The organism is Caballeronia sp. NK8 (assembly GCF_018408855.1).
GTDB lineage: Bacteria > Pseudomonadota > Gammaproteobacteria > Burkholderiales > Burkholderiaceae > Caballeronia.
In genome coordinates, this window is record NZ_AP024322.1 from 856,144 (window position 1) to 873,503 (window position 17,360).

18 protein-coding genes are annotated in these 17,360 nt (G+C 64.1%); 8 read left to right on the forward strand and 10 right to left on the reverse strand.

The window, feature by feature from the left end:
* Positions 1–142 precede the first annotated feature (142 nt).
* From NK8_RS04020 to NK8_RS04040, 5 genes are all read right to left on the reverse strand, one after another.
* Positions 143–1,279: a porin gene (locus tag NK8_RS04020; protein ID WP_213227590.1), complete on the reverse strand. Its 1,137-nt coding sequence runs from the start codon at positions 1,277–1,279 to the stop codon at positions 143–145.
* A 306-nt stretch (positions 1,280–1,585) separates the two neighbouring features.
* On the reverse strand, positions 1,586–2,743 hold the full coding sequence (locus NK8_RS04025) for a porin (protein ID WP_061179480.1): 1,158 nt from the start codon (positions 2,741–2,743) through the stop codon (positions 1,586–1,588).
* 554 nt (positions 2,744–3,297) lie between these two features.
* Positions 3,298–4,077, reverse strand: a complete 780-nt coding sequence (locus NK8_RS04030; RefSeq protein WP_162065185.1) for an ABC transporter ATP-binding protein — start codon at positions 4,075–4,077, stop codon at positions 3,298–3,300.
* Between the two features lie 27 nt (positions 4,078–4,104).
* Positions 4,105–4,818, reverse strand: coding sequence for an ABC transporter permease (locus tag NK8_RS04035; RefSeq protein WP_162065186.1), 714 nt, complete (start codon positions 4,816–4,818; stop codon positions 4,105–4,107).
* A gap of 27 nt (positions 4,819–4,845) precedes the next feature.
* Positions 4,846–5,532, reverse strand: coding sequence for an ABC transporter permease (locus tag NK8_RS04040; protein ID WP_213227592.1), 687 nt, complete (start codon positions 5,530–5,532; stop codon positions 4,846–4,848).
* A 364-nt stretch (positions 5,533–5,896) separates the two neighbouring features.
* Between NK8_RS04040 and NK8_RS04045 the strand changes: the two genes are divergently transcribed.
* Positions 5,897–6,595, forward strand: a complete 699-nt coding sequence (locus NK8_RS04045) for a pirin family protein (RefSeq protein WP_162065188.1) — start codon at positions 5,897–5,899, stop codon at positions 6,593–6,595.
* Between the two features lie 74 nt (positions 6,596–6,669).
* Here NK8_RS04045 and NK8_RS04050 read toward each other — a convergent pair whose 3' ends face one another.
* On the reverse strand, positions 6,670–7,245 hold the full coding sequence (locus NK8_RS04050; RefSeq protein ID WP_213227595.1) for a Spy/CpxP family protein refolding chaperone: 576 nt from the start codon (positions 7,243–7,245) through the stop codon (positions 6,670–6,672).
* 245 nt (positions 7,246–7,490) lie between these two features.
* On the opposite strand from NK8_RS04050, the gene NK8_RS04055 reads away from it, so the two are divergent.
* Positions 7,491–8,213 carry a response regulator gene (locus NK8_RS04055; RefSeq protein WP_162065190.1) on the forward strand — a complete coding sequence of 241 codons (723 nt, stop codon included), beginning with the start codon at positions 7,491–7,493 and terminating at the stop codon, positions 8,211–8,213.
* Complete coding sequence (locus NK8_RS04060) at positions 8,197–9,537, forward strand: ATP-binding protein (RefSeq protein ID WP_213227596.1); 1,341 nt, start codon at positions 8,197–8,199, stop codon at positions 9,535–9,537. Before NK8_RS04055 ends, NK8_RS04060 begins: the two co-directional genes overlap by 17 nt.
* A gap of 10 nt (positions 9,538–9,547) precedes the next feature.
* Here the strand turns inward: NK8_RS04060 and NK8_RS04065 are convergent, their stop codons facing one another.
* On the reverse strand, positions 9,548–9,811 hold the full coding sequence (locus tag NK8_RS04065; protein WP_061179460.1) for a hypothetical protein: 264 nt from the start codon (positions 9,809–9,811) through the stop codon (positions 9,548–9,550).
* Positions 9,812–9,923: 112 nt separating this feature from the next.
* Positions 9,924–11,609 carry a diguanylate cyclase gene (locus NK8_RS04070; RefSeq protein ID WP_162065192.1) on the reverse strand — a complete coding sequence of 562 codons (1,686 nt, stop codon included), beginning with the start codon at positions 11,607–11,609 and terminating at the stop codon, positions 9,924–9,926.
* Positions 11,610–11,639: 30 nt separating this feature from the next.
* Here NK8_RS04070 and NK8_RS04075 point away from each other — a divergent pair, with 30 nt between their 5' ends.
* The 5 genes from NK8_RS04075 (at position 11,640) to NK8_RS04095 (ending at position 16,171) form a co-directional block, all read left to right on the forward strand.
* Positions 11,640–11,888, forward strand: a complete 249-nt coding sequence (locus tag NK8_RS04075; RefSeq protein WP_162065193.1) for a hypothetical protein — start codon at positions 11,640–11,642, stop codon at positions 11,886–11,888.
* 365 nt (positions 11,889–12,253) lie between these two features.
* On the forward strand, positions 12,254–14,017 hold the full coding sequence (locus tag NK8_RS04080; protein ID WP_213227598.1) for an ABC transporter permease subunit: 1,764 nt from the start codon (positions 12,254–12,256) through the stop codon (positions 14,015–14,017).
* 12 nt (positions 14,018–14,029) lie between these two features.
* A complete protein-coding gene (locus tag NK8_RS04085) occupies positions 14,030–15,385 on the forward strand; it encodes an AAA-associated domain-containing protein (RefSeq protein ID WP_162065195.1) in 1,356 nt (451 codons plus the stop codon).
* A 172-nt stretch (positions 15,386–15,557) separates the two neighbouring features.
* A complete protein-coding gene (locus NK8_RS04090; protein ID WP_213227600.1) occupies positions 15,558–15,758 on the forward strand; it encodes a type II toxin-antitoxin system HicA family toxin in 201 nt (66 codons plus the stop codon).
* An 11-nt stretch (positions 15,759–15,769) separates the two neighbouring features.
* Positions 15,770–16,171, forward strand: coding sequence for a type II toxin-antitoxin system HicB family antitoxin (locus tag NK8_RS04095; protein ID WP_162065197.1), 402 nt, complete (start codon positions 15,770–15,772; stop codon positions 16,169–16,171).
* A 59-nt stretch (positions 16,172–16,230) separates the two neighbouring features.
* Here NK8_RS04095 and NK8_RS04100 read toward each other — a convergent pair whose 3' ends face one another.
* The gene (locus tag NK8_RS04100; protein WP_162065198.1) at positions 16,231–16,755 is read right to left on the reverse strand and encodes a hypothetical protein; all 525 of its coding nucleotides are present in this window, start codon (positions 16,753–16,755) and stop codon (positions 16,231–16,233) included.
* The gene (locus NK8_RS04105; RefSeq protein ID WP_213227602.1) at positions 16,752–17,306 is read right to left on the reverse strand and encodes a hypothetical protein; all 555 of its coding nucleotides are present in this window, start codon (positions 17,304–17,306) and stop codon (positions 16,752–16,754) included. Before NK8_RS04105 ends, NK8_RS04100 begins: the two co-directional genes overlap by 4 nt.
* Positions 17,307–17,360 lie beyond the last annotated feature (54 nt).

Here is a 17,360-nt window from a genome sequence, read left to right on the forward strand (position 1 = left end):
GACATCGACGCAAAAGGCCGCCGGTGCTCACGCATCGGCGGCCTTTTTCATCGACGCTCGAAAAAAACGGTGCGATACCACGCTGGGTATCGCACCGGCACGCGCCTCTCGCAGCGGCGTGAAAACCTTCTTTGCTGTGTTCTTAGAACGAGTGCTGGATGCCCGCGTACACGCCCGTCTGGCTGTGGCCTGCGAAGGGGTTGTCCGTCGATGCCGCCGTGCCGAAGTTGTTGGCGTTCAGACCGTAGTTCGCGGTCTTGCTGTTCTGCACCGTCGCGACCTGGATGTCGAACAGCGTGCGCTTCGACAGGTTGTACGAACCGCCGACCGTGTAGATGGTCGCGTTGCCCGCGCCGTTGTTGCCGTTCACGTGATAGACCGCGCCGATCAGCGCTGCCGCCGGCGTCGCCTGCCATGTCACGCCGCCCCATTCGTGATCGAGCGTGGTCGGCTGGCCGGGCAACTGGCCCGACATGCCGGCGCTGCGGATCGCCTGATAGCCGCCTTGCAGCTTGAACTGGCCGAGGAACACGTTGAGCATCGCCGTGTATTCGCGCGAGTAGGCGTAGGCGCCGTTACCGCCGTCGCGGTACGTGCCGCCGAGCGTACCGTTGGCCGGATTGCGAATCTCGTCGTAGATGCCGCGAATCTGGAAGAGCGGCGCCGTGTAGGTGATCTGTGCGCCGGCCTCGCGGCCTTGGGCCGTGGTGCCGTTGCCGTTCCAGTTGGTCGAGTTCGAGAGCGCGTACTGGCCGTAGAAGTCGAAGCCCGCCACCTTCGGCGACTGGTACGAAATGTTGTTGCTCGATTGCGGCCAGTTGCGGCCACGCACCAGCGAAGCCGACGACCAGTTCGACTGACCGAACGGATCGAAGTCCCATACGCCGTTCGAAATGAAGAGCTCGCGGCCCAGCAGTACCGTACCGAACTGGTTGTTCGAGATACCGACCGTCGCCCAGCGATTGAAGAGACCGCCGCCGCCCGGACCCTGACCCGTCATGGTGTTGAAGCTGCCTTCCAGCTGGAACACGGCGCGATTGCCGCCACCCAGATCTTCCGCGCCTTTCAGGCCCCACAGGCTCGTGCCCCAGTCGCCGCTCTCCGCCCTGAACCGATGCGAGGTGCCGGTGGCCGCGCCGTTCGGACCCGCGCCGGTGGGCACGCCGTTCATGTATTCGAGCCCCGCGTCCAGACGACCATAGAGCGTCACGCTGCTCTGTGCTTGCGCGACCGCGCTGAATGTCAATAGCGCCGCTGCCGCGAGCAAAGCCTTCTTCATCATCTCCTCCAAACCCCAAAATAAGGTGAAACTCGAAATTTCTGTGATGTGTTCGAATCGACCGGGCAATCGCATTGTGTTGCGCATCCGGTTCGACCCGATTTCGAATTTTGGAGGAGAACTATCTTTTCGAGCGCCGCCGATTTGTAGTTTTTGTTGTTCGACTTGACAAATTCTTCGGGAGTGCTAGGCGAATCGCGTGCTCAAATAAAAAACGGTGCGATACCCTTTCGGGCACCGCACCGATACGCGCCTCTCGCAGCAGCGTGAAAACCTTCTAAAAGACTCTTTGGTCAGACTCGCCGATCAGAACGAGTGCTGGATACCTGCGTACACGCCCGTCTGGCTGTGGCCGATGATCGGGTTGTCGGTCGCAGCCGACGTACCGTAGTTGTTGGCGTTCAGGCCGTAGTTTGCGCCCTTGCTGTTCTGCACCGTCGCGACCTGCAGATCCAGCAGGGTGCGCTTGGACAGGTTGTACGAACCGCCGGCCGTGTAGATGGTCGCGTTACCCGCGCCGTTGTTGCCGTTCACGTGGTAGACCGCCGCGATCAGCGCGGCCGCCGGCGTCGCTTGCCACGTCACGCCGCCCCACTCGTGATCGAGCGTCGTCGGCTGACCGGGCAACTGGCCCGTCATGCCAGCGGTGCGAATCGCCTGATACGCGCCCTGGATCTTGAACTGGCCGAGGAACACGTTGAACATCGCCGTGTACTCACGCGAGAAGCCATACGCACCGTTGACCGCGCCGGAGTTGGCCGCATTGATCGGGTCGTATACGCCGCCGAGCGTGCCGTTGGCCGGATTGCGGATTTCATCGTACATACCGCGGATCTGGAAGAGCGGGGTCGTATAGGTGATATACGCGCCCGCATTACGGCCTTGCGGAGTCGTGCCGTTACCGTTCCAGTTAGTCGCGTTGGAGAGCGAGTACTGACCGTAGAAGTCGAGGCCCGCGAACTTCGGCGACTGGTACGAAATGTTGTTGCTCGATTGCGGCCAGTTGCGGCCACGCACCAGCGACGCCGACGACCAGTTCGACTGACCGAACGGATCGAAGTCCCACACGCCGTTGGAGATGAAGAGTTCACGACCCAGCAACAGGGTACCGAACTGGTTGTTGGCGACACCGACCGTCGCCCAGCGATTGAAGAGACCGCCGCCGCCCGGGCCCTGACCCGTCATGGTGTTGAAGCTGCCTTCCAACTGGAACACGGCGCGGTAGCCGCCGCCCAGGTCTTCGACGCCCTTCATGCCCCACAGGCTCGTACCCCAGTCGCCGCTTTCCGCCTTGAAGCGGTGTGAGCTGCCGGTGGCCGCGCCGTTGGCGCCCACGCCTGTCGGCACGCCGTTCATGTATTCGAGCCCCGCGTCCAGGCGGCCATACAGCGTCACGCTGCTCTGAGCGTGTGCCACTGCGCTGAACGTCAGCAGTGCTGCCGACGCGAGCAAAGCTTTTTTCATCATCTCCTCCAACCCTGTCAAGAAATAGAACCCAAGTGCTGCCGTGTGGTTCGATGCGGGCGCACCCAACCGAAAATTGTTTTCAGAGGAAGGACGCGCGGGCTGCAGTGCTGTGTGGCAATTCGCGCGTCGTGGGCGCGAACCCGACGCCGATCCGTCGATCGGTGCCGTCCTCCGTTTCTTTTGGACTTTTGAAGTAAAACTACTTTTTGAGAACTTCGTTTTGGTACTTTCGTTACCAATTTAACAAAATACGTTATAGCCGCCAAAGAAATTTGGCGATCCGGGAACGTTTGTGTCAAAAATGCAATGCCCATGTGCTAGGCGTATTACCCATAGCATGGGAAACGGCCTGCAAAGCCTTATCCCATAAGGGCTTCAGTTTGTTGTAAGTTTCAGGGTCAGGTTTGTCGCCTATTGACGCGAACGTGTCGCGGCGTTAGGCCGAAGCAGATCGGGGAACAGGCGCTGCGCCACGCGCCCGGGCGCAAAAAAAGCGCCTCTCGGGCGCCTCTTCTGGAGTGGAAGGTTGCTTCCGGCAGCGGTCGTGCCGGTTACTTGAGGCTGCCCGACAGGAACTGCCTGAGCCGTTCGCTCTTCGTGTTGCCGAAGACCGCATCCGGATGACCTTCTTCCTCGATGCGCCCCTGATGCAGAAACACCACATGGTTCGACACATTGCGCGCGAACGCCATCTCGTGCGTGACGACGATCATCGTGCGGCCTTCCTCGGCGAGCGTCTGCATCACTTTCAGCACTTCGCCGACCAGCTCGGGGTCGAGCGCGGAGGTCGGCTCGTCGAACAGCATGACGTCGGGATGCATCGCGAGCGCGCGGGCGATCGCCACGCGCTGCTGCTGTCCGCCCGACAGATGCGACGGATACTGCTTCTCCACGCGCGGCGCGAGCCCGACCTTCTCCAGATACGTGCGCGCGCGCTCCTCGGCTTCCTTCTTCGAGAGCCCGAGCACGTTGACCGGCGCCTCGGTCACGTTCTCCAGCACGTTCATGTGCGACCACAGATTGAAGTGCTGGAACACCATCGAGAGTTTCGAGCGCACCTGCCGAAGCTGCTTCGGGTCGGCGACCTTGAGCGCGCCGGTCTTGTCCTTCAGCGTGCGAACTTCGCTGCCGTCGACGAAGATGCGCCCCTGGTTCGGCTGCTCGAGAAAGTTGATACAACGCAGCATCGTGCTCTTGCCCGAGCCCGACGAGCCGATGATGCTGATCACATCGCCGGCCTTCGCCTTGAGCGAAACGCCCTTCAGAACTTCGTTGTTGCCGTACTGCTTGTGAATGTCGTCGACGAAAAGCTTGTGCATCTGGGAATTCATGAAGAGTCCTTGGCTGACGCGATGGTCTTATTTGCCTTGCGGCCGCAAATAAGCGAGCCAGCGATGCTCGGCGCGGCGGAACAGCCACACGAGCGCGAACGAAATGCAGAGATAGAGCAGGGCGGCGAGGCCGAACGCCTCGAAAGACTGATACGTCGCCGAATTCACATCGCGCGCGATCTTGAGGATATCCGGCACGGTGGCTGTGAATGCGACGGTCGTCGCGTGCAGCATCAGGATGACCTCGTTGCTGTAGTACGGCAGCGCGCGTCGCAAGGCCGACGGCAGGATCACCCGCCGATACAGCGTGAACGAGGACATGCCGTAGGCGCGCGCAGCTTCGATTTCGCCGTAGGGCGTCGCCTTGATCGCTCCGGCGAAGATTTCGGTCGTGTACGCGCAGGTGTTCAGCGTGAACGCGAGCAGCGTGCAATTCATGCCGCTGCGGAAGAACTCGGCGAGCAGCATGTGATCACGCACGACCTGCAGGCTGTACAGACCCGTGTAGCACAGCAGCAGCTGAACGTAGAGCGGCGTGCCGCGAAACACATACGTGTACAGCCACACCGAGCGCGACAGCAGCTTGTTCTTCGACACGCGCGCGACCGAGAGCGGCACCGAAAGACAGAAGCCGAGGCCGATGGAAATGACCAGCAGCCACATCGTGATCGCGAGACCGGTGATGCGGTAGCCGTCGGTGAAGAGGTAGTTCTTCCAGTATTCCTGGATGATTTCGATCATGATCCCTGCCGCTCTTGATTGGACCGATTAGAGGTCGGCGCGGCGCACGCCGATGGAATAGCGCCGCTCCAGCCAGATCAGCACGAGGTTCGAGATCGTGGTGATCGCGAGATAGATCGCGCCCGCGAGAAGCGTGAAGAAGAAGAAACGCAGCGTGCCCTTGCCCGCGTCCTGCGAGGCCTTGACGACGTCCGCGAGCCCGATGATCGACACGAGCGCCGTCGCCTTGACCATCACCTGCCAGTTGTTGCCGATGCCCGGCAGCGCGAAGCGCATCATCTGCGGAAACATGATGCGCGAGAAGGTCTGCCATGGCGACATGCCGTAGGCCGCGCCCGCTTCGAGCTGGCCGCGCGGCACCGAGAGAAACGCGCCGCGGAAGGTTTCGGTGAAGTACGCGCCGTAGATGAAGCCCAGCACCAGAATGCCGGCGAGGAACGGATCGATGTCGATCTGATCCCAGCCCATCGCGTCGGTGAACAGGTTCAGCCAGATCTGGATGCTGTAGAAGAGCAGCAGCATCAGCACGAGATCGGGCACGCCGCGAATCAGCGTCGTGTAGACCGTGCCGAGACCCGACGTCAGGCGGTTTTTCGACAGCTTCGCCGCCGCGCCGATGAGTCCGATCACGAAGGCGAACACGAGCGACAGCACCGCCAGCTTGACGGTCTGCCAGGTGCCCGCGAGGATCAGCGGACCGTAGCCTTGCAACATGGTGATTCCTTGGTAAGGTGCCTAACGTGCATGGAGTGCTGCATGGCGTGCAATCGGCGCGGCGCGCGACGGTCGTTCGCGCGTTGCGTATGGTTTCATGTTTTCCTCAGCCGGCGGTCCGTATTCTAGGTGGCCAAAATTGGATTGCCGTTGCTGCCGACCCCGCCAGCGCGCGATTGACGCGCCGCCGCCCCGAAAAGCGCGGTATTTTACCCGAAGCCGCCGCGCGCGGGTCCGAAGCCGGACGCGTCCGATTACATGCATGGGCGGAACGATGTAGTGCCGTTGCGGCCGTTGTTCCGAAGGGGCGCCGCCCTTACATTCTCCCCATCGCAAAACAACGCCTTGGGCGGGAGCAAACATCATGTTCGAGATTCGCCGCAGCAACGAACGGGGTCACGCCAACCACGGCTGGCTCGACTCCTATCACACGTTCTCCTTCGCCGATTACTACGATCCGCAGAACACGCACTTCGGCGCACTGCGCGTGATCAACGAAGACCGCGTCGCGGGCGGGCAGGGTTTCGGCGCGCACGGCCATCGCGATATGGAAATCGTGAGCTACGTGCTCGAGGGCGCGCTCGCGCACCGCGACAGCATGGGCAACGGCTCGACGATCCGTCCCGGCGACGTGCAGCGCATGAGCGCCGGCACGGGCGTGCGCCACAGCGAGTTCAATGGTTCGCCGACGGAAACCGCGCACTTCCTGCAGATCTGGATCATTCCGGATGCGCCGGGCGGCGCGCCGGGTTATGAGGAAAAGCGCTTTGCGGACGAGGAAAAGCGCGGCCGGCTGCGCGTGATCGCAGCGCCCGGTGGTGCGGAAGGGGCGGTGAACATCGGCGCGGACGCGCGCATCTTCGCAGGTCTGTTCGACGGCGACGAACGCGCGGACTTCGACGTGCCGGTGGGCCGCCGCGTCTATGTGCACGTGGCGCGCGGCGCGGTGACGGTGAACGGCGAGGCGCTCGGGGCCGGCGATGCCGCGAAGCTCGAGGACATCTCTAAGGTCACGCTGGAGAAGGGCGAGAACGCGGAAGTGCTGTTGTTCGACCTCGCCTGAGCGTTGCGTTTTCGATGTGAAGAAAGCCGCGGAGCGTGAAGCTCCGCGGCTTTTGTTTTGGCCGTTCCGGCCGCTTACGGCTTCGCGGTGGCCGATGCACCCGCTGCCGCTCCCGGCGCGCCGTGCGAGCCGTCGCGGTGCTTGCCCCAGCGCTCGTGCATCTTCGCGAAATGCTTCTTGAGCGCGGTGCTGACGGTGGTTTTCTGCTGATCGTTCAACGAGTTGTAGAAGTTGAGCCACGCGGTCGCGGTCTGCTCACGCAGTTGCGCGTTCTGCGCCTCGATCTTCTGATGCGCCGCGTGCATCGCGTTCAGGTCGAGGATCGGCTGGTTTTCCATCGACTTGAACTGATCGCGCATCTGCTTGTGGCTTTCGCGCATGGCCTGATGGTTCTGCTTCATCGTGGTGAGCGCGGTCTGCCACAGCTTTTCCTGATCCGCGTTCAGCTTCAACTGGCCGTGCAGCTCATCCAGTTGCTTCTGCATGCGCATTTCCATGCGGTGACCGCCGTGGCCGCCGTGGCCGCCCATCATGGCCGGGCCGCCGGGGGCCGGCGCGCCCGGTGCGTCGTTCGTGGCGGCGTAGGCCGTGCCGAACGTCAGCGCGATTGCCGCAGCGGCGGCGGTGAGAATGCGGTATTGCTTGGCCATCTCGATACTCCCTTGATTGTTTTCGAAGCCGAAGCCGCGAGGCCGTGTTCGACGTATCGGAAAGTGCGTCGAGGTCTTGCGCTTGTCGGTGAGACACAGCGTAGGGGTTCGCAACGGGGCGCGTGTTACGGCATGGTTCAGGCTTGTTACGCCGGTTTACGCCTCGCTTTCGTCGTAACACCCCGTAACCCTTATGGCAGGGCTGTCATCAATCGAGGTCCGGCTCACGCGCTAAACTCACTCCCATGACTACGCAAATACTTGTCGTCGACGACGACGCCGAACTGCGCGACCTTCTGCGCGACTATCTGGTCCGGCAGGGCATCGAGGTATCGGTGCTGCATGACGCCGGTGGACTCGAACGCCGCATCGAACGCGAGCGGCCGGATCTGATCGTGCTCGATCTGATGATGCCGGGCGTCGACGGGCTGACCGCGCTCAAACAGCTGCGTGCGTCCGGCGACGACATCCCCGTCATCATGCTGACCGCGCGCGCGGACGACGTGGACCGCATCGTCGGTCTGGAGCTGGGCGCGGACGATTACCTCGGCAAGCCGTTCAACCCGCGCGAGCTGCTCGCGCGCGTGCAGGCCGTGCTGCGCCGCCGCCGCACGATTCCGTCAGCCGCGCCCGAGCAGCGCGAGCCGTATTCGTTCGGCCGCTTCCGGCTGGATTTCCAGTCGCGCACGCTGCAACAGGACGACAGGCCGCTCACGCTGTCCGGCAGCGAATTCGCGCTGCTCAAGATTTTCGTGAACAACCCGATGCGTACGCTCACGCGCGAACGCCTGCTCGAACTGCTGCACGGCCCGGAATACGACGGCACCGACCGCGGCATCGACGTGCAGGTGTGGCGCCTGCGCCGCATCCTGGAGACCGATCCGTCGGCGCCGCGCTTCATCCAGACGGTGCGGGGGCGCGGTTACGTGTTCGTGCCGGACGGCGAGCAAAATGCGCCGGGCAATTGACACGCTGTTCGGCCGGCTGGTCGTCATCGTCATCGGCATGCTGGTGCTCTCGCATGTCGCGTGGTTCGCGATCATCCGCTTCGAGCGCGACAACGTGCAGACGCGCTTCGCCGTCGAGGAGGCAGTGTTTCTCGTCGAAGCGGTGCGCCAGCACATCGCCAATACGCCCGATCAGCCCTTGCCGCCGCGCGTTCGCCTGGTGGCGCCCGATAGCCCGGACGTGCCGAGACAACCCGACGAGAACATGCCGCCTCCGTTGCTGCGTTTCGTCGAGGACCTGAAAGACCGTCTGCCCGATGGCACCGACGTCCGCCTGAGCGAGCCCGGCGGCCCGCCGAGCGTGTGGGTGCATGGCGCAAAGGACACGGGATGGGTCGTCGTGCCGGTGCAGCCGTTGCGTCCGCCGCGCTCGCGCGACCGCATGCTCGTGTGGCTCGCGCTGATTTTCTCGACGGCCGTGCTCGCAGCTCTCTTCGGCGCGTGGCAGTTGCAATATCCGTTGCGTTCGCTTGCGCAGGCCGTCGCGCGCTTCGGACGCGGCCAGCCGACGCCGCCCGTGCCCGAGCGCGGCCCGCGCGAATTACGCCAGCTCACGCACGGCTTCAATCAGATGGTGCGCGAAGTCTCACAGACCGAGAACGATCGCGCGGTGATGCTCGCGGGCGTCGCGCACGATCTGAAGACGCCGCTCGCGCGCCTGCGCCTGCGCGCCGAAATGATGGACGACGAGAAGATGCGCGACGGCGTCGTGCGCGACGTCGATTCGATGGCGCATATCGTCGATCAGTTTCTCGTGTTCGCGCACGACCGGCCGGACGGCAGCGAGCCGGTTCCGGTCGACGAGCAATGCGAGCGTATCGCGCGCGCGTATCGCGCGGTCGCGCCGGGCGCGCAGCCTGTGCGCTTGAATCTCGAGGCAGGGCCGGCGTTCGCGCTGCCCGCGGCCACGCTCGACCGGCTGCTGTCGAATCTGCTCGATAACGCGCATGCGTATGGCGCGCCGCCCGTCGTCATCGCGACGCGGCGGGACGCGAAGGGGTGGGTATTGTCCGTGTCGGATCACGGCAAGGGCATTGCGCCGGACGATCTCATCAAGGCGAGCCGGCCGTTCGTGCGGCTCGATCCGGCGCGCGGCGGCAGCGGCCATAGCGGGCTCGGGCTCGCCATCGTGGAGCGGCTTGCGCGGCGCGCGGGCGGCGAGTGCGAAATCGGCAATCGCGCCGACGGCGGCCTGGAGGTCGCGATGACCTTCCCGTTCGACATCGCCACGCGGCCGGTGGCCGAACGCCGCGCCGGTCCGCAGCACGAAGAACGCGCGCTGTAACGGCGCGGCGTCAGTCGAACAGCGTATCGAGCGCCGACGCCGCTTCGCTGTCCACCGTGTTGTACGTGACCGTCGACGCTTCGAAGATGTAGTGCGTCGTGTACTTGCCGAGCCGCGAGAGAATCTCTTCCTGAATCACTTCGGGCGCGAGATCGATCTTCAGGAACCACGCCGTCGACGAAAGCCGCGTCTGAAACGAGCCGTACTCGGCGAGCAGGTGGTCGAACGTTTCAGCGTCCTGATCCCGGCACACGATGACCAGATTTCCCTTCATGCAATTCTCCCGATTCACGCCAGCGGCATTCGATTTCGTATATCGATGATACCTGCGCGATGCGTTGCGCGCCGCGACATACGCATGATCGTGCGATGAATGGACGCGTCGCTTACTTGCCCGCGAGCGTGTTCTCGGGATACCGCGTCGACGAGCCGGGATCGGCGGGGCGCACCTCGCTGCGGTCGCGGCCGCGCGATTTCGCCTCGTAGAGCGCCAGGTCGGCGCGCGACAGGATCCATTCGAGCGCGTCGTCGGGCGCAAGCTCGGTGATGCCGATGGACACCGACAACACCGCGTCGTCCGGCAGATGCGCGCAGTGTTCGTGGTGGAAGCGCTTTCTGAGGCGCTCCAGCACGGCCTGCGCGTCGGCGAGCGAGGTTTGCGGCAGGAGAATCCCGAATTCCTCGCCGCCGAGCCGTCCGATCGCATCGCTCGGACGGAGCTGCGCGCGGCACACCTCGACGAAATGCTCCAGCGCGCGATCGCCCGATGCGTGCCCGAAGCGGTCGTTGACCTGCTTGAAGTGATCGAGATCGGCAATGGCGACCGACAGCGGCGCGCCCGCGGCACGCGCGAGCTCCACTTCATGGCGCAAGGTGTCGAGGAAGTAACGCCGCGAGAGGGCGCCCGTCAGCGCATCGTGGCGCGCCTCGGCCGACAGCAGCGTATTGGCCGATTGCAGTTGCTCGGCGAGATCGCGAGTCGCGCGATGCAGGCGCCGCTCCCGCGAGTAGGAAATCGCGATCACGATGGCGAGCGTCACGACGCCGAGCATCGTCAGAAACACGAGGACGCGGTCGCGGCTGTGGTTGCGGCTGATTTCCGGCCAGCTCGTGAGCGGATGCACGATGTGCGCCGAGAGCCCCGAATTGAGCCCGGTGCGCTCGTCGTAGAGCGACGGCACGTTGCTGCCGTTCGCCGCGTAGAAGGTCTGCGCGAGCGCGGGCGCGAGCCAGTGCTCGGAGGCGCGCATCTGCTCGCCGATGTGCGACACGCGCAGCTCCGGAAACGACTCGCGTCGATAATGCTCGACGCGTTCGTGCTCGGTCATGCGCGCGACCGGCGCATTGGGCATCGCCTCGTATTCGAGCCGGCCGTCGTGGGCCATCACGACGACGCCGTTCTCGTCGGTCACGAAGGTGCCGGCGCGCGATACCCAGTGCCGCAGCCGGTCGATGCTCACCTTGGCGATCACGCCGCCGACCAGAATGCCGTCTTCATAGGCGGGCGCCGCGATGAAAATGCCCGGCTCGCCGGAGAGCCGGCCGACGCCGTACATCTCGACGAAGCCGCCGAGCAGCGCCCGCGCGACGTATCCCCGCCCGCTCATGTCATAGCCGATGAAACTGTCGTCGTCCGCGGCGTTGCTCGACGCGATGCAAAATCCCTTCTCGTTGACGAGCCAGATGGAGTCGAGGCCCGAGAAGCCCTGCGCCTCGTGCAGGAAGTGATTGACCTTCGCGAGCGCCGGGCGCGCAGTCCAGTCGCTGCGGCGTTCGAGTTCCGTCCCGGCCGGGTTCGAGGCATAATTCCGCGACTCCGCCAGCGCCCGCTGCGTGAGGTCCATCTGCGCGAGCGTGGCGGGAATGGCGCGCGACATCGCCAGGTCGCTCGCGATGATCTGCGCCATGTTATCGACGATCGATGCCGCCATCTGGCGCTCGGTGCGTACGGTCGCCGTCATCTCCTGTTGTACCATTCGGTCCGACAACAAGCCGGCGGCGATCCAGCACGCGAATGCCAGCGCCGCGAGGCCGAGCGCTGCGATCGCACGGTGCAGGATGAGCTTGTTCATCGATCTCGGGCGCACGGATTGCAGCGCGTGATGTCTGCCGCGCCTGAACTCACGCTCGCCACGGGGCGGCGGGTGTGGCTCACGCGGTCTTCCGGCTCGAATCTGGCGTCTCGCATCGCATCGGCGCTCAATTTATTGTTCGTGATAAGCCAAGATTGGACGATGTTTTTTGCCGCCTATCAAGCGCCTTGTGACGAAGGACGAAGTGCATCCAATATAGCGGACGCGCGCCGCTTGATCGCGTTGCGCGCCTCGCCGTCCGGCTCGATCGAAACGTAGCCAGACTGAAAGGAAGCGACGGCACGCGCGCCGGATGCATTCGACGCGGCCTGACCTTCATTTTGCCCGCGCCGTGCCGAAGAGCAACAGAAACATCGCACGAATGGCGCGCCAGACCGCATGAAGGTTGTGCCTGTCACGACGGTTGGTGTAGTGTCGCTCGGTTCAGCGCGGACTATATCCGAGACGGCGACTGCATGGCGCCGCCAAACGGCGCTGAACGTGTCGTCGTTTCGGCGGCCCTGTGCGTTGAGCATGGGCCGACTCGGGGAAAGGCGTCTTGCCCGCCGGACGGCTCGCTTGCCGTCTCAAGCAACATCCCGCGCTCGCGCGGTCGGAACAAAGCCTTACGGGGAGGGCCTTGCATGGAATTTGGTTTCAATCTGAATCGCATGGCGAATGCGTCGGCGTGGCGGCTCCTGCCCAACCGCTGGGATTTCGTCGCGTTCCCGATGATCATCTGCATCATCGCGCTCGCCGCCGTCGGCTTTCACGAAACCCTGGCGCCGATCTCCACGTTGCAGACCCAGGCGATCTCGCTCGACCCGTCGAACCTTCCCGAATACGCGCTGCGCACGACCCTGCGCATGCTGATCGCGATGGTTGCATCGCTGATCTTCACGCTGGTCTACGGCACGCTCGCGGCGAAAAGCCGGCGCGCGTCGATCGTGCTCGTGCCGATTCTCGACATCCTCCAATCGGTGCCGGTGCTGGGCTATATCTCCTTCACCGTCACGTTCTTCCTCGCGATGTTCCCGGGGCGCGTGATCGGCGCGGAATGCGCGGCGATCTTCGCGATCTTCACGAGCCAGGCGTGGAACATGACCTTCAGCTTCTACCAGTCGCTGCGCACGGTGCCGCGCGATCTGGACGAAGTTTCGCGCGGCTTTCACCTCACCAACTGGCAGCGCTTCTGGAAGCTCGAAGTGCCGTTCTCGATGCCCGGCCTCATCTGGAACATGATGATGTCGATGTCGGGCGGCTGGTTTTTCGTGGTCGCGTCCGAGGCGATCACGGTCGGCAACCGCACGATCGTGCTGCCGGGCATCGGCGCGTATCTGGCCGCGGCGATCGGCGAGCGCAATCTCGGCGCGATCGGCTGGGTGATCCTCGCGATGATCGTCGTCATCCTCGCTTACGATCAGCTGATGTTCCGTCCGCTGGTCGCGTGGGCGGACAAGTTCCGCATGGAGACCACCAGTTCGGGCAACGAGCCGTCTTCGTGGCTGCTCGACCTGATCCGCCGCACGCGCCTGATTCACCGGCTGCTGGTGCCGGCGGGCTGGATTCTCGCGAAGCTCGCGCGTGTGCCGATCAAACTGCCGTCGCTGCAGGGGGCCTTCGAGAACGTGGGGCTGCCGCTGCGCGCCAAGGTGCCGTCCACGCGCACGGGCGATATCGCGTGGGGCACGCTCGTGCTGCTGATCGCGGTGTTCGTCGTGTGGAAGGTCGCGGCGTTCGTCGCGACGGGCGTCACCTGGGGCGAAGTCGGCCACGTGTTCCTGATGGGCTTCATCACGCTGTTGCGGGTGGTGGTGCTGATCGCGATCGCGTCGGTGATCTGGGTGCCCGTCGGCGTGCTGATCGGCCTGCGGCCGGCGCTCGCGGAAAAGATCCAGCCGCTCGCCCAGTTCCTCGCCGCTTTCCCGGCGAATCTGCTGTTTCCGGTGTTCGTCGTGGTGATCGTGCGCTGGGATCTGAATCCGGATATCTGGCTGTCGCCGCTCATCGTGCTCGGCACGCAGTGGTATATCCTCTTCAACGTGATCGCGGGGGCGTCCTCCTATCCGAACGATTATCGCGAGGCCGCGACCAACTTCCAGATCCGCGGCTGGCAGTGGTGGAAGAAGTGCATGCTGCCGGGCATCTTCCCGTACTACATCACCGGCGCGATCACCGCGTCGGGCGGCGCGTGGAACGCCAGCATCGTCGCGGAAGCGGTGTCGTGGGGCAAGACGGAGGTCGTCGCGCACGGCCTCGGCGCCTACATCGCCCAGACCACGGCCGCGGGCGACTATCCGAAAATCATTCTCGGCATCGCTGTGATGTCGCTGTTCGTCACGCTGTTCAACCGACTGTTGTGGCGCCCGCTATACGCCTACGCCGAAGCAAGACTCCGGCTGGATTGAGGACGAGTTCCGATGCAGAACCTGAAAAATACGCAGACGGCCGCGGCGCCTGGCTTCCAGCGCCCGCAAGGCACGCCGCCGCGCCTCGGCGCGGAAATCCTGCGCGTCGCGAACGTGAGCCGCGGCTTCAACAAGACGCAGGGCGAACTGCTCGTGCTCGACGACGCCAACCTCTCGCTGCGCGAAGGCGAGATCGTCGGCCTGCTCGGACGTTCGGGCTCGGGCAAGTCGACGCTGTTGCGCATCATCGCCGGACTCATCGAGCCGACCGCCGGCGAAGTGACGTATCTGAACGAGCCGTTGCGCGGACCCGCGAAGGGCGTCGCGATGGTGTTCCAGACGTTCGCGCTGTTTCCGTGGCTGACCGTGCTGCAGAACGTGGAAGCCGGTCTGGAAGCGCAGGGCGTGGGCGCGCGCGAGCGGCGTGAACGCGCGCTCGCGGCGATCGACCTGATCGGCCTCGACGGCTTCGAGAACGCGTATCCGCGCGAGCTGTCGGGCGGCATGCGGCAGCGCGTGGGCTTCGCGCGAGCGCTCGTCGTCGATCCGACGCTGCTGCTGATGGACGAGCCGTTCTCCGCGCTCGACGTGCTGACCGCCGAAAACCTGCGCACCGATCTGCTCGACCTGTGGACGCAGGGGCGCATGCCGATCAAATCGGTGCTGATCGTCACGCACAACATCGAGGAAGCGGTGTTCATGTGCGACCGCATTCTGGTGCTGTCGTCCAATCCGGGGCGCGTGATGGCCGAGATCAAGGTGCCGTTCAAGCATCCGCGCAACCGTCTGGATCCGGCGTTCCGGCGTCTCGTCGACGATATCTACGCGAAGATGACCGCGCGCCAGATGGACGAGGCGAGGAAGAAGGGGCTGGAGCTGGGCACCTGGCTGCCGTCGGTGTCGACCAACCTGATGGCGGGTCTCATCGAAACGCTCGCGGCGGAGCCTTATCACGGTCGAGCGGACATGCCGGAAATCGCGCGCACGCTGCATCTCGAAGTGGACGATCTGTTCCCGGTCGCGGAAGTGCTGCAGCATCTCGGCTTCGCGGATGTGCGCGAGGGCGATATCTATCTGACGCCGCAGGCGCGCGTGTTCGCGGAATTCGGCACGCAGGAACGCAAGATGATGTTCGCGGAGCATCTGCTGCGGCACGTGCCGCTGGCGGCGCGGATCAAGAAGGTGCTCAACGAGCGTCCGGGGCATCGCGCGCCGCGTGTGCGCTTCGAGCAGGAACTGGAGGATTTTCTCTCCGACAAGGCCGCGCAGGAAACGCTCGACGCGGTCATCGACTGGGGACGGTATGGCGAGATCTTCTCGTATAACGACCAGACGGAGATGCTGAGTCTGGAGGATGTGGAGGCTTGAAGGGCCTCGATTCGAGTCGATGAAAAAGCGCGGTGGCCGGTGACGGCGCCGCGCTTTTGCATTGGATTGGCCATTTGGCTGAATGTACGCAGAACGCGCTAGACCGTAATTTTCTCGTCTTGAAGAACATCACTGCGTGTGTAATAGTACACACGCAGCATTCGGAGACGAGATGGAGTCATCGCGCTTGATACGAATGCTGCTGGATGATGGTTGGGAGCTGGTTCGCATCCGAGGCAGTCATCATCATTTCAATCACAGGACCAAAAACGGTCGCGTGACCGTGGTTCATCCAAAGAAAGACGTGGCGATCGGGACAGTCAGATCAGTGCTGAAAGGCGCCGGATTGCTCAACCGTCTGTATTCGTCGTAACGGAGCCGGACATGGAATTTGCCCTCGCCATTCACAAAGATCCCGAAAGCTGCTACGGCGTGACCGTGCCCAATGTGCCCGGCGTTTTCTCCGCCGGCGACACGATCGACGAAGCGATCCAAAATGCCAGGGAAGCTATCTTTTTCCACATCGAGACGATCATCGAAGACGGCGTGGAAGTCTCGATCACGTCGCGGAGCATCGAGGAACTGATCGTCGATCCCGACTTCGCCGGCGCAATCTGGGCCTACGTCGAAGTCGATCTGTCGAAGCTCGATTCGCGGCCGGAGCGCATCAACATCAGCCTTCCGCGTTTCGTGCTGCACAAGATCGACAGCTACGTCGAGGCGCGCCACGAGACGCGCAGTGGTTTTCTCGCGCGCGTCGCGCTGGAGGCGATTGCGAACGGCTGAAACATGAAAAAAGCGCGGTGTCCCTGAGGAAACCGCGCTCTTTGAGGCCCAGCAACGAATTACTGCAAATTCCCCCACCGCTCGACCGCAGGCTCCGCCGACGCCCATTTCCAGCCTTCCGGCTGCTGGCAGGCCGTCGCGATGAACCACTCGGCGGGCGCTTTCGCGTCGTCGCCATCGACCACCGAGAAGGCGAACTCCTTGCACGTCGCGAGCGCGCTGCTGAATTCGCGCAGCACGCGCACTTCGCCGTGCCCGTTCTCGACCGGCAAGGTGTGTTTGACCTTCCACGACCGCGTCTCGCCGATCTGCGACATGCCGGCCGTCACGGCGATCATCACCTGCTGATCCTGATGCAGCGATTTGGTCACGCGTTTGACCGCCTCGTCGGTGGCGGCCTGCACCGCGATGCCCACGCCGAGGCCGATGGCCGGATTCGTCGTGAACGCGCCAGTCGCGATACCGGCCGTCGCACCGGCCGCGGCGCCGATCGACGCGCAGCCGCTCATCGTCACGCACGCGGCGGCGCCCGCCGCGATGAGTCCGAGACGCAGCGCGAGAGGTACGTCGAGAGACAGCGTCATTGCAGCGAGCCCCAACGCGGCGTGGCCGGCTCGGCCGACGCCCACTTCCACTTGTCGCCGTCACGGCACACCGACGCCACGTAGAACGCGCTGCCGGCAGGGCGGTCCTTCGTCGCGTCGCGATCGACGGAGAACACGATTTCCTTGCAATCGAGCACGCCGCTGCTGATGGTGCGACTCACCGTCACGCGGCCTTTTTCGTCGTCCTCGATTGGCACCGAATGCACGACCTTCCACGGCGCGACCGCGCCCACCGCGAGCGGCCCGGCGACCGACGCGATCTGATCCTGCGTGTTGGTGTGGGTGACGCGCTGCGTGTACTGCACCCCCGCGCGCGCCGCGGCGACCGCGCCGAGGCCGATGCCCGTCGCCACCGCCGCGTTGCTGGTGACGCTGTTCGCTATCGCCGCGCCGGCGATACCGGCGCCTGCCGTCGCGCCTTCGCTGTAGAGCGAATTGCATCCGCTGAGGCTCACGCAGGCAATGGCGCCCGAGATGATCGCGACGAGCGTGGCGGCGCGCGGGCCGCGCCGGTGGACCCTGATCTGCATGTTGCTTTTCCTTCGTCTACCGTTTTCCGATGCTGGCCTCGTGCTCGAATCCTC